The organism is Lysobacter sp. 2RAF19, assembly GCF_052115395.1.
Classification (GTDB): Bacteria; Pseudomonadota; Gammaproteobacteria; order Xanthomonadales; family Xanthomonadaceae; genus Noviluteimonas.
In genome coordinates this window covers 960,535-971,863 of the sequence record NZ_JBFRGO010000001.1, presented here as the reverse complement: position 1 = coordinate 971,863, position 11,329 = coordinate 960,535, and the positions used below count along the sequence as shown (strand labels likewise).

The 11,329-nt window shown below is 67.6% G+C and carries 13 protein-coding genes; 10 read left to right on the top strand and 3 right to left on the bottom strand.

The features are described from left to right. The first annotated feature begins 204 nt into the window (after window positions 1–204). From rsmD to AB4059_RS04685, 8 genes are read left to right on the top strand one after another with little or no spacing between them, the layout of a single operon-like run. Window positions 205–789 carry a 16S rRNA (guanine(966)-N(2))-methyltransferase RsmD gene (gene rsmD, locus AB4059_RS04720; protein WP_498977054.1) on the top strand — a complete coding sequence of 195 codons (585 nt, stop codon included), beginning with the start codon at window positions 205–207 and terminating at the stop codon, window positions 787–789. 18 nt (window positions 790–807) lie between these two features. After that, on the top strand, window positions 808–1,308 hold the full coding sequence (coaD, locus tag AB4059_RS04715) for a pantetheine-phosphate adenylyltransferase (RefSeq protein ID WP_498977052.1): 501 nt from the start codon (window positions 808–810) through the stop codon (window positions 1,306–1,308). A gap of 29 nt (window positions 1,309–1,337) precedes the next feature. Then, a complete protein-coding gene (locus AB4059_RS04710) occupies window positions 1,338–1,838 on the top strand; it encodes a hypothetical protein (RefSeq protein WP_498977050.1) in 501 nt (166 codons plus the stop codon). 52 nt (window positions 1,839–1,890) lie between these two features. Beyond that, window positions 1,891–2,163 (top strand): YfhL family 4Fe-4S dicluster ferredoxin, encoded by a 273-nt coding sequence (locus AB4059_RS04705; protein ID WP_156643005.1) that lies wholly within the window; start codon window positions 1,891–1,893, stop codon window positions 2,161–2,163. Then, a complete protein-coding gene (gene ggt, locus AB4059_RS04700; RefSeq protein WP_498977048.1) occupies window positions 2,160–3,899 on the top strand; it encodes a gamma-glutamyltransferase in 1,740 nt (579 codons plus the stop codon). Before AB4059_RS04705 ends, ggt begins: the two co-directional genes overlap by 4 nt. Next, a complete protein-coding gene (locus AB4059_RS04695) occupies window positions 3,896–4,483 on the top strand; it encodes a hypothetical protein (RefSeq protein WP_498977045.1) in 588 nt (195 codons plus the stop codon). The genes ggt and AB4059_RS04695 overlap by 4 nt, the downstream gene beginning before the upstream one ends. A gap of 37 nt (window positions 4,484–4,520) precedes the next feature. After that, complete coding sequence (locus AB4059_RS04690; protein WP_498977043.1) at window positions 4,521–5,411, top strand: MBL fold metallo-hydrolase; 891 nt, start codon at window positions 4,521–4,523, stop codon at window positions 5,409–5,411. Then, window positions 5,408–6,409: a TMEM43 family protein gene (locus tag AB4059_RS04685; RefSeq protein WP_498977041.1), complete on the top strand. Its 1,002-nt coding sequence runs from the start codon at window positions 5,408–5,410 to the stop codon at window positions 6,407–6,409. The genes AB4059_RS04690 and AB4059_RS04685 overlap by 4 nt, the downstream gene beginning before the upstream one ends. Here the strand turns inward: AB4059_RS04685 and AB4059_RS04680 are convergent. The 3 genes from AB4059_RS04680 to AB4059_RS04670 form a co-directional block, all read right to left on the bottom strand. Further along, on the bottom strand, window positions 6,396–6,740 hold the full coding sequence (locus AB4059_RS04680; protein WP_498977039.1) for a hypothetical protein: 345 nt from the start codon (window positions 6,738–6,740) through the stop codon (window positions 6,396–6,398). The two genes, AB4059_RS04685 and AB4059_RS04680, sit on opposite strands and share 14 nt — an antisense overlap. Continuing rightward, the gene (locus AB4059_RS04675) at window positions 6,737–7,330 is read right to left on the bottom strand and encodes a ParB/RepB/Spo0J family partition protein (RefSeq protein WP_498977037.1); all 594 of its coding nucleotides are present in this window, start codon (window positions 7,328–7,330) and stop codon (window positions 6,737–6,739) included. Before AB4059_RS04675 ends, AB4059_RS04680 begins: the two co-directional genes overlap by 4 nt. A 119-nt stretch (window positions 7,331–7,449) precedes the next feature. Beyond that, window positions 7,450–8,955 (bottom strand): aminotransferase class III-fold pyridoxal phosphate-dependent enzyme, encoded by a 1,506-nt coding sequence (locus AB4059_RS04670; protein ID WP_498977035.1) that lies wholly within the window; start codon window positions 8,953–8,955, stop codon window positions 7,450–7,452. A 188-nt stretch (window positions 8,956–9,143) separates the two neighbouring features. Between AB4059_RS04670 and queA the strand changes: the two genes are divergently transcribed. Together queA and tgt are read left to right on the top strand one after the other, a co-directional pair. After that, complete coding sequence (queA, locus tag AB4059_RS04665; protein ID WP_498977033.1) at window positions 9,144–10,184, top strand: tRNA preQ1(34) S-adenosylmethionine ribosyltransferase-isomerase QueA; 1,041 nt, start codon at window positions 9,144–9,146, stop codon at window positions 10,182–10,184. After that, the gene (tgt, locus tag AB4059_RS04660) at window positions 10,181–11,320 is read left to right on the top strand and encodes a tRNA guanosine(34) transglycosylase Tgt (RefSeq protein ID WP_498977031.1); all 1,140 of its coding nucleotides are present in this window, start codon (window positions 10,181–10,183) and stop codon (window positions 11,318–11,320) included. Before queA ends, tgt begins: the two co-directional genes overlap by 4 nt. Window positions 11,321–11,329: the final 9 nt, after the last annotated feature.

Below are 11,329 nucleotides of genomic sequence, written 5' to 3'. Positions count from 1 at the left end.
TCGATTTCGACGGGCGCAACGTCGGGTTCGCCGCCCGCCGGCGCGACCTCGGACGGCGCGTCGGGGCGCGGTGCGTCGGTCGGAAGGTCGGTCGAAGGCGGCGCGCCGTCGTCGGATTTCTTGCGTCGGAACCAGCGCATGCGGCCGCGGCATTCGATGTTGGACAATGGCCGGCATGGTAGCACCCACCCCCGGAACGCCCCGATGACGCGTCGCGACCCTTCCGCCGGCCAGGTCCGCATCATCGGCGGCCGTTGGCGCGGCACGAAGCTGCGCGTGCCCGATCGCCCGGGCCTGCGCCCGAGTTCGGATCGCGTGCGCGAAACGCTGTTCAACTGGTTGATGCCGATCCTGCCCGGCGCGCACGTGCTCGATTTGTTCGCCGGCACCGGCGCGCTCGGGTTCGAAGCGCTCTCGCGCGGTGCGGCGAGCGCGGTCCTGGTCGAACACGATCGCGAGGCGGTGGCCTGCCTGCGCGAGGCGGCCGCGCGTTTGCAGGGCGGCGATGCCGCGCAGATCGTGCAGGCCGACGCGATGGCCTGGCTGCATGCGCAGCCCGAAGTCAGTTTCGACCTGGCCTTCGTGGACCCGCCCTTCGACGCGAACCTGTGGGGCGGCGTGCTGCCGGTGCTGGTCCCGCGCCTGCGCGCCGGCGGCTGGTTGTACGTGGAGGCCCCCGCGGCCGACGACGCGCCGCCGCCGGAGGGCTGGCGCCTGCACCGCGAGGGCCGGACGCGCGAGGTGCGCTATGCGCTCTACCGGCGGGTTACACTCGCCGGCGACTCCTGAGCCGAAACCGCGCACGCAATGCCCGTGGCCTCCCGCATCGCGGTTTATCCCGGCACGTTCGATCCGATCACGAACGGGCACGTGGACCTCGTCGACCGCGCAGCGCCGCTGTTCGAGCGCCTGATCGTCGGCGTCGCGCAGAGCCCGGGCAAGGGTCCGGCCTTGCCGCTGGAGCTGCGCGTGGATTTGGCCAGGCAGGCGCTGTCGCGCCACCCGAACGTGGAAGTGCGCGGCTTTTCCGGCCTGCTCGCGCACTTCGTCACCGAGCTGGGCGCCGGCGTGCTGCTGCGCGGCCTGCGCGCGGTGTCGGATTTCGAATACGAGTTCCAGTTGGCGAGCATGAACCGGCACCTGATCCCGGGTGTCGAAACGCTCTTCCTCACGCCCGCCGAGCAATACGGTTTCATTTCTTCGTCGCTGGTACGCGAGATCTCCCGCCTCGGCGGCGATGTCTCGGGGTTCGTGCCGGCGGCGGTCGCCGCCGCGCTGCAAGCCGAATGGCAGCGCACTTCCGTCTGATCGATTGTTTAGTTCCGGGGGGTTTCACCATGCAACACAAGCTGCTCACGATGTCCCGCACCGCGCTGCTCGCGCTGCTCGCTGTCGTCGCCCTGGCGGCGTGCAAGAAGGAAGAAGCCCCGAAGGCCGTGGCCGCCGCGGTGGCCGTGCCCACCAACGGCGACCCGAACGCCTGGCAGGCCTACGCCAGCGACGTGGTCAAGAAGAACATGGACGGCGTCACCAGCGCGCCCTTCGTGTACTTCCTGCCGCAGGAAACCGACCCCGACTTCCAGGCGCAGTACGACGCGCAGATGGACAAGGTGAAGAGCGATCTGACCCGCGGCATCCTGGAAGGCAACATGCTCGCCTTCGTTTCGCCGGCCTCGGCGAAGATGGGCGACCTGGTCATCGCGGCGTTCACCGACGTGCCCGCCGATTCGATGAAGGGCGTCAAGGTGCTCTTCATCGGCCAGTCCGCGGACAACAGCCGCGTCGAGCCGGTGGTGGCCAAGTCGGGCGCCAAGTACGTGTTCGTCGAAGCGAAATAAGGTCTTTCCGGCGCGTGGCCGAACGTCGGCCACGCGCTCCGGTCCCCACCCCATGTCCCTCAAGATCAACGAGCTCTGCGTCAACTGCGACGTCTGCGAGCCGGTCTGCCCCAACAAGGCGATCTCCCAGGGCGAAACGATCTACGTGATCGATCCGGCGCGCTGCACCGAATGCGTCGGCCACTACGACGAACCGCAATGCGTGGTCGTCTGTCCGGTGGAATGCATCGATCCCGATGCCGCGCATCCCGAATCCAACGAGCAACTGCTCGCCAAACTCCTGCGCCTGCAGCAGGAAGACGGCACCACGGAGCCTCCTGCATGACACCAGCGTTGCGCCCGGTCATCCGGCACGCCTTCACTTTCTGCGCGACGTTGTTGTTGTGCGCGACCTTCACCGCCGCGGCCGCCGAGGCAGGCGCCGCGCGCCCGCAACATCCGCCGGGCGCCGTCGTCGCGAGTGCGCAGGCGCTGGCCACCGACGCCGGTCTCGAAGCGATCCGCAAGGGCGGCAATGCCTTCGACGCCGCGGTCGCCACGTCCGCCGTGCTCTCGGTGGTCGAACCGATTTCCTCCGGCATCGGCGGCGGCGGGTTCTTCCTTCTGCACGATGCGAAGACCAATCGCGATGTGTTCGTCGATGCGCGCGAAACCGCGCCCGAATCGGCGACGCCCGAAGCCTACCTCGACAAGCAGGGCGAGCTCGACGTCGACCGCGCCGAGAACGGCCCGTGGTCGGCCGGCATCCCGGGGTTGCCCGCGGCGCTGGTGCATATCGCGTCGAAGTACGGCCGCCTTCCGCTGCGCACGACGCTCGCGCCGGCGATCCGCCTGGCGCGCGAAGGCTTCGAGGTGTATCCGCGCCTGGAACGCGGTTACGGCAGCCGCCGCGAAGTGATGGAGCGTTACGCCGGTACGCGCGCGGTGTTCCTCGCCGATGGCTCGCCGCCCAAGGCCGGCGAAATCCTCAAGCAGCCCGATCTGGCGCACACCCTCGAATTGCTCGCCGAAAAAGGCCGCGACGGTTTCTACAAGGGCGAAGTCGCCGAAAAGTTGTTGAAGGGCGTCGCCGAAGAAGGCGGGAAGTGGACCGCCGCCGAACTGGCGAGCTACCACGTGCGCGAGCGCGAGCCGCTGCGCTTCAAGTATCGCGGTTGGGACGTCGTCACCGCGCCGCCGCCGTCCTCCGGTGGCGTCGCGCTTGCGCAGATGCTGCAGATCCTCGAAGGCTGGGATCTTGCCAAGCTCGATGAGGCGCATCGCGTGCATGTCACCGTCGAGGCGATGCGCCGCGCGTTCCGCGATCGCACGATCTACCTGGGCGATCCCGATTTCGTCACCGTGCCGATGGCGCGCCTGATGGATCGCAACTATGCCGCGGGCCTGCGCGCCTCGATCCATCCGGAGAAGGCGACGCCGAGCGCGCTGATCTCCGGGCAGCCGGCGCCGCTGGAAGACGACGAGACCACGCACTTCGCGATCATCGACGCCGAAGGCAATCGCGTGAGCACGACGCAGACGGTCAACCTGTTGTATGGCTCGGGCATGATCGCGCCGGGCACGGGCGTGCTGCTCAACGACGAAATGGACGATTTCGCGCTGCGCCCGGGCACGCCGAACGCGTTCGGCGTGATGGGCTTCGCAGCCAATGCGCCGAAGGCCGGCAAGCGCATGCTCAGCTCGATGACGCCGACTTTCCTGGACAACGGCGAGAAGGCCATCGCCATCGGCGCGCCCGGCGGCAGCCGCATCATCACCGAGGTGCTGCTCGGCATCCTCGGTTACGACGCGGGCCTGACACCGCAGGCCGTCGCCGCGCTCCCGCGCTTCCACCATCAGTGGATGCCGGACGTGATCTCGGCGGAGAAGGGCGCGTTGTCGGCCGAAGCGGTGAAGGCGCTCGAAGCGATGGGCCACACCGTCAACGCCGCCGAACCGACCTGGGGCAACCTGCAGACGGTTCAGTGGGATCGCCGCACGAATACGCTGTCGGGCGGAAGCGACCCGCGCAATCCGGTCGGCAAGGCCGACGTCCAGTTGAGCGGCACGAAGGGCAAATGAGCGAGCAACCGCCGAAGAAGCCCGCGATCCAGCACGTGCCCGCGATCCTTACGGGCGCGGCGGCGCTGATCGCGTCGCTGACCGCGGTGTACGTCAATGTGCGCGGCGATCGCAATCCGCCGCAAGCGCCCGCGGCCGCCGTCGCTTCCGCGACGCCGCGCGTTGAAGCGCAAGCAACCCCGGCGCGCGAAACACCCAAGCCCGTCGATCGCTACACTGTCACCGTCGACCGCATCGCCGTCGAACACGATGGCTCGCCGGGCACCACCGATTGGCGCTTCACCGTGGAAGCGGACGACGACGCGTTGTTCGCCTTCCAGCAGGACGACCTGGACGACACCGGCGGCCGCAACGTCGCCGTGCCGAAGGACGCCTCGGGCGTGCTGCGGCTGGAAGGCCGCCCGGGCGCGCGCATCGTTATCAAGGGCTGGCGCGGGCGCCTGTTCGGCCTGGGCCGGGCGCCGGATGCGACAGGCGAGGGCCGCCTGTCGGCCGGCGGCGCGATCGGCGCGATCAAAGTGGCCGCAACACAACCGCAGGACGGCACGTTCGTCTTCCACTTGTCCGCCGATCCGGTGCGCTAGCGGTCCGTTAACCACGGCTGCGCTTACAATCGGCCGCATGAAGCTCTGGTCGATCCTCGGCAACTCGCAGAAGCTCGATGGCGGCGCGATGTTCGGCAATGCGCCGCGCGCGTTGTGGTCCCGCTGGTCGGCGCCCGACGAAGCCAATCGCATCGCATTGGCCTGCCGCGCGCTGCTCGCCAGCCCGCTCAACGGCAAGACGGTCCTGTTCGAAACCGGCATCGGTGCGTTCTTCGATCCGAAGATGCGCGAGCGCTACGGCGTCGTCGAAGACCGCCACGTGTTGCTCGAATCCCTGCATGCGGCGGGCTTCGAACACGAGGACGTCGATGTCGTCGTGCTGTCGCACCTGCATTTCGACCACGCCGGCGGCCTGCTCGCGCCCTGGGCCGAAGGCCGGGCGCCGGAATTGTTGTTCCCCAATGCGACCTACGTCGTCAGCAAGGAATGTTGGGAGCGCGCGAACCATCCGCACGCGCGCGACCGCGCGTCCTTCATTCCCGAGTTGCAGGCGCTGCTGGAAAACAGCGGGCGCCTGGAACTGGTCACGGGCGCGCATACGCCGGCGCTCGGCAAGAGCGTGCGCTTCCACTACAGCGACGGCCACACGCCCGGTTTGATGCTGTCGGAAATCATCGGGCCGGATGCGAGCAACGGGGAAGCGCACGGCGGCGTCGTGTTCTGCGCCGACCTCATCCCCGGACGCCCGTGGGTGCATGTACCGATCACGATGGGTTACGACCGCAACGCCGAACTGCTGATCGACGAAAAGCGCGAATTCCTGGAAGACAAGCTCGCGCGCAACGTGCATCTGTTCTTCACCCACGATCCGGAGTGCGCGCTCGCGCAGGTCGTGCGCGACGCCACGGGCCGCTTCGGCACCACGCACGAAGTGGCCGAACTGCACGCGCGGGCACTGGCCGCATGAGTCCCGCACTGCGGGGGATCCTGGCGCTGCTGATGTTGCTGGCGGCGGGTTGGGTGCACGCGCAGGAAGGCGATCCGGTTTCCGATGAAGTGGTGCGCGACCGTGAGTTCGGCGTCAGCGCGCGGCACTTCGGCCTGGAGCGGCGCGTGGAGATGTACCAGTGGCGCGCGAAGGACGGCGGCTACGAACGCGTCTGGAGCGAAACGCCGATCGATTCGAGCGGTTACGCGCCCGGCCACGAGAACCCGGACTTTCCCATGCGCGGGCGCCGCTGGACCGCGCAGCGCGTGACGCTCGACGACAAACCGGTCGATCGCAGCGTCATCGAACAATACGGTCAGTGGCGTTCGTTCCGTCCGAATTTTTCGGCGTTGCCCGGGAATCTCGCCGCCACGTTCCAACCCGAAGGCGATGGGTTGGGCAGCGCGGAAAATCCACTGGATCCGCAGATCGGCGACCTGCGCATCGGTTGGCGCGAATTGACCTTGCCGCCGCTGCGGGGACGCGTGTCGCTCGAACGCGGCACATGGTTCCCGATCGCCGGCGATCCGCTCGATGCACGCAACGATCCGCCCTTGCCGCAACTGGCGCCGACCGTGGCGACGATGCCGCTGCCGACGACGACGCTGTTGTTCGCCGCGCTGCATGCGCTGATGTTGATGGGGCTCACGGCGCAGGTGTCGCGTTGGCGCGGGAAGGCGCAGGTCGGCATCGGTGCCGGACAGAGCGACGAATTGCGGCGCTGGGTCCGCGTGCATGGCAACTTCACCGAATACGTGCCGCTGGCCTTGTTGCTGCTCGCGCTGCTCGAAATCGCGGGCATCGGCCGCCAGTGGATCTTCACCGGCGGCGCGCTGTTGTTGCTCGGCCGCGTGCTGCACGCGTGGGGCCTGGGCCGCCACGCGGGCACGTCGATGGGCCGATTCCTCGGCATGGTGCTGACGATGGTGGTGCTGGGCAGCGCGGCGGTTGCCGCGCTGTGGGTCACGATGCGCTGAGCGGGTCGAACAGCGTCACGCGCGCTTGCTGTTCGTCGATGATCTGGAGGATCTGCGGCGCGATGGGACGGGGGTCCCCGTAATCCTTGATTTGCACGACCTCTATCTCCCCGGTCGCGTCGTAAGCCGCGCTGATTTCCAAGCGTTCAGCGGAATGGACGCGGGTTCCCAGGAACTCTTCCTTGAACGTCGCATCGAACGCTTCGACAAGGGCGTCGACGAACGCTTGCGGAATACGCTCGCTGGATTCGAATTCCCACCACCCCTCGGCCGTCAGTCGTCGGGAACTGCCAGCGGGGATCAGGAAGAGCGCGCGATAACGGCCCCTCATTCCGACGGTCCCCAAACACGCACCGGAATCTTGTCCAGGCCTGCGCGCTTGGCCGCGTCCGTACGGTGGTGACCATCCTGGATTTCCAGCCGTCCTTGCGCATTACGCGCCGCATCGACGGGGTATCTGTCGTCGTAGCCGCCTTGTTTCATGTCATTGGCCATGCGGTTTACCTGACTGCCGTTCAAGGTGGCCCTCGGCTCGGTCGGGATCAAGTTCCTCGGATTCGTTTGGACCAGCGTCGGAGCCGGCTGCGAGGGGGCAGCGACCTCGTTACCGGATTGGGCCTTCGCCTCGGCCTTGCCGGGCGACGGTTTTGGAACTGCTGGCGTGGGCGCAGCCTGCTTCGGCGGCCCCTTGATCAACGCGCGGATCAGATTGACCCCGCCCTTGATCATCTCCTTCGCTTGCCGCCCATCCGGATCGGCGAATCGATACGGGTTGTCGTTGGCGTAGTGGTAGCGGTTGAAGTCCTCGCCCGTCGATGCGCTGGCCTGGACGGGATCCACACTGACGAAGCGGGCATGCACAGGCCCGATCGCGATGCATGCAATCAACAACCAACACGCCGGTCCCTTTCGAAGTTGCATCCGATCTGCTCCATTGCGAACCGATGCATTGGATCAGAGGCGGTCAGTGACTCCGCAAAGCAAAACGCCCCGCGTAGGCGGGGCGTTTGCAATGCTGAAGATCGGAATCTTCGACGTAATCAGGCCGCCGCAGCCTGCGCCTGTCGCGGACCTTCCACCAACGCGCGCTTGACCATCGACACCAGCAGGTCGATCTCTTCGCTGTCGACCATGAAGTGCGGGGTGAAGCGCAGCGAGTTCGCGCCGCCATGGATCACGCCCATGCCGTGTTCGCGCAGCCATTCTTCGGTCGAGCCCACGCCGTAGCCCTTGAACTGCGGGGCCAGTTCGCACGAGAACAGCAGGCCGGTGCCCTGGACCTTGGTGATCAGGCCGCCGAGTTCCGCCTTCAGCGCTTCGAGCTTGGCGATGGCTTCCTTGCCGCGTTCGCGGATGTTGGTGCGGATCGCCGGCGTGAACTGTTCGAGCACGGCGACCGCCACGTCGAGCGCGCGCGGGTTGGTGGTCATCGTGTTGCCGTAGGTGCCGGCGCGATACAGCTTCTCGGCGCGCTCGGTCACGGCGAGCACCGACAGCGGGTACTGCGCGGCGTTGAGCGCCTTGGAATAGGTTTCCATGTCCGGCGCTTCCAGGCCTTCGAAGCCCGGGTAGTCGACGATCGACAGCACGCCGTTCGCGCGCAGGCCGGCCTGGATGGAGTCGACCAGGAACATCGAACCGTGCGACTTGGTGAGCTCGCGCGCGGCGGCGTAGAACGCCGGCGGCACGCTGCGGCCCGGGTCGCCTTCGCCCATCACCGGCTCCAGGAACATCGCCTCGATGAACCAGTTGTTGGCATCGGCGTCGGCGAAGATCTGCTTGAGCTGGTCGATGTCGTAGGGCTCGACGGTCAGCAGCGTGTCTTCGCCGCGGAAGCTCGCCAGGTGCTGCAGGTAGGTCTTGCGCGAGGAATCCGAATACAGCGCCGGGCGCTCGGTGCGGCCGTGGAAGCTGCCCTTGACCACGATGCGCTTGATGGCGCGGCCGGCGTACTTCGCGCCCGGATCGGTCATCAGCTTGGTGTTGACGTCCGCGATGCGCGCGGCGAGCGAAACGCTTTCCGAACCGGAGTTCAGGCACAGGAACTTGGTATACGGGCTGCCGCCGCGCGTGTGGCCGATTTCCTTGCGCATCGCGCGGTCGAAGCGCAGCTGCGAAAGATTCGGCGTCATGATGTTGGCCATCGCCTGCGGGCGGGCCATCGCTTCGATCACAGCGTCCGGCGTGTGGCCCAGGCCGAGCATGCCGTAGCCGCCCGAATCGTGGAGGACCGCGCCCTTGAGCGTGACCACCCACGGGCCGCGCGCGGCGAGGGCGACGTAGGGGTTCACCGCATCCATCGAATAGAAATTGACGTAGCCGCCCTGCACGGCGCGGATCTGCGCGTCTTCGTCCAGGTCCAGCAGGTCGGCGAACTCGGCGCGCACGCGCGCGTATTCGGCGGCGGCGGCGGCGATGGCCTGCGCGAGTTCGGGGTGGTTCGCGGACAGGCGCAGCAGCGTGGCGTCGTCGAGACCTTGCGTCCGACGCTTGCCGCCGTGGGCGCGCAGGGGGGCGAGGGGAGCGAGCAAAGCGTTGGCGTTCATGGCACGAACCTCGGGAAAATCTTGACGGTGGGAACCCTCCAAAACAAAAACGCGGCGGGGGCCGCGCAGTGCGTGTTTCCGAGGGATTTCAAAAGCTTGCGCGAGTCTACCACCGCCCCGACCCCGATATAACCCCCGCCGGCCGCTACACTAGGCGGCCTTGTTCGACGGCCCCGTGGCCACCCGCCTTGAAGCGCTCCGACTTCCATTACGACCTGCCGCAGGCGCTGATCGCCCAGGCACCGCTGCCCGAACGCTCCGCCAGCCGCCTGCTGGTCGTCGCGCCCGCGCCCGCACCGCTGCAGGACCGCGGCGTTCGGGACCTGCCGGACCTGCTGCGCGCCGGCGACCTGCTGGTCTTCAACGACACCCGCGTGATTCCCGCGCGCCTGTTCGGCCAGAAGGCCAGCGGCGGGCGCGTGGAAATCCTCATCGAACGGCTGCTGCCGGCCGAGGAGGCCCGCGCCCAGGTCGGCGCCAGCAAATCGCCGAAGGCCGGTTCGCGCATCGCGCTCGATGCCGGCGGCGAAGCCGAAGTCCTGGGCCGCGAAGGCGAGTTCTATCGCCTGCGCTTCCATGTCGATGGGCCGTTCGAAGATTGGTTGCAGCACGCCGGCCGCTTGCCGTTGCCGCCGTACATCCAGCGCGATGCCGATGCCGACGACGATGCGCGTTACCAGACCGTCTTCGCGAAGGAAACCGGCGCCGTCGCCGCGCCCACCGCGGGCCTGCATTTCGACAACGCGCTGTTGGAGGCGTTGCGCGCGAAGGGCATCGGATTCGGCCACGTCACCCTGCATGTCGGTGCGGGCACGTTCCAGCCGGTGCGCGTCGACGATCTTGCCGACCATCGCATGCATTCGGAATGGCTCAACGTCGGCGCGCCATTGGTCGAACGGATCCGCGCCACGCGCGCGAACGGTGGCCGCGTGATCGCGGTCGGCACGACGGTGGTGCGCGCACTCGAATCGGCGCTGGTCGATGGCGCGTTGCAGCCGTTTTCCGGCGAAACCTCGATCTTCATCCTGCCGGGCTATCGCATCCGTAGTGTCGATGCGTTGCTCACCAACTTCCATCTGCCGGAGAGCACCTTGCTCATGCTGGTGTCCGCGTTCGCCGGCAAGGCGCGCATCTTCGAGGCCTATGCGCATGCGATCGCGCAGGGCTACCGCTTCTTCTCCTACGGCGACGCGATGCTGTTGTGGCCCTCGAGCGAGGCCGGCGCATGAGCCGCATGTGTTTCGAATTCCTCGGCCAGAACGGCGGCGCACGCCGCGGCCGCCTGCATTTCCCGCGCGGTACGGTGGAAACGCCTGCATTCATGCCGGTGGGCACCTATGGCTCGGTCAAGGGCGTGTTTCCCGAAGACGTCCGCGCGTTGGGCGCCGAAATCATTCTCGGCAACACCTTCCATCTGTATCTGCGGCCCGGGCTGGAAGTGATCGAAGCGCACGGCGGCCTGCATGGCTTCGCGCGCTGGGACGGGCCGATCCTCACCGATTCCGGCGGTTTCCAAGTCTTCTCGCTCGCGCATCGCCGCAAGATCACCGAGAAGGGCGTGACCTTCGCCGCGCCGACCGACGGCTCGACCGTGTTCCTCGGGCCGGAGGAAAGCATGCGCATCCAGCGCGTGCTCGATTCGGACATCGTGATGATCTTCGACGAATGCACGCCGTACCCGGCGACGCATGAAGTGGCGCAGGCCTCGATGCAACTGAGCCTGCGCTGGGCCGAGCGCTCGAAGCGGGCGCATGAAGGCAACGATGCCGCGCTGTTCGGCATCGTGCAGGGCGGGGTGCACCACGACCTGCGCAGCGCATCGGCCGCGGGCTTGCGGGACATCGGTTTCGACGGTTACGCGATCGGCGGCCTGGCCGTCGGCGAACCCGAGCACGAACGCAACGCGATGCTCGACCACACCTGCCCGCAGCTGCCCGACGATCGCCCGCGCTACCTGATGGGCGTGGGGCGGCCGGAGGACCTGGTCGAAGCGGTGGCGCGCGGCGTGGACATGTTCGACTGCGTGATGCCCACGCGGAACGCCCGCAACGGCCACTACTTCACCAGCACCGGGACCGTGCGCATCCGCAACGCGAAATACGAGAAGGACATCCGGCCGATCGAGGAGGGCTGCGGTTGCCCCACGTGCTCGGGCGGCTATACGCGGGCCTACCTGCGCCACCTGGACCGCTGCAACGAGATGCTGGCGCCCATGCTCGGGACCCTCCACAACCTCTGGTACTACGAAAAGCTGATGGCGGACATGCGTTCGGCCATCGAACGGGGAACCTTCGCGGCATTCAGGGAGTCTTTCCACGCCGCCCGCGCCGACCAGCCCGGGGTGCAGCCCACCCACGTGGCATAATCGCCCGCC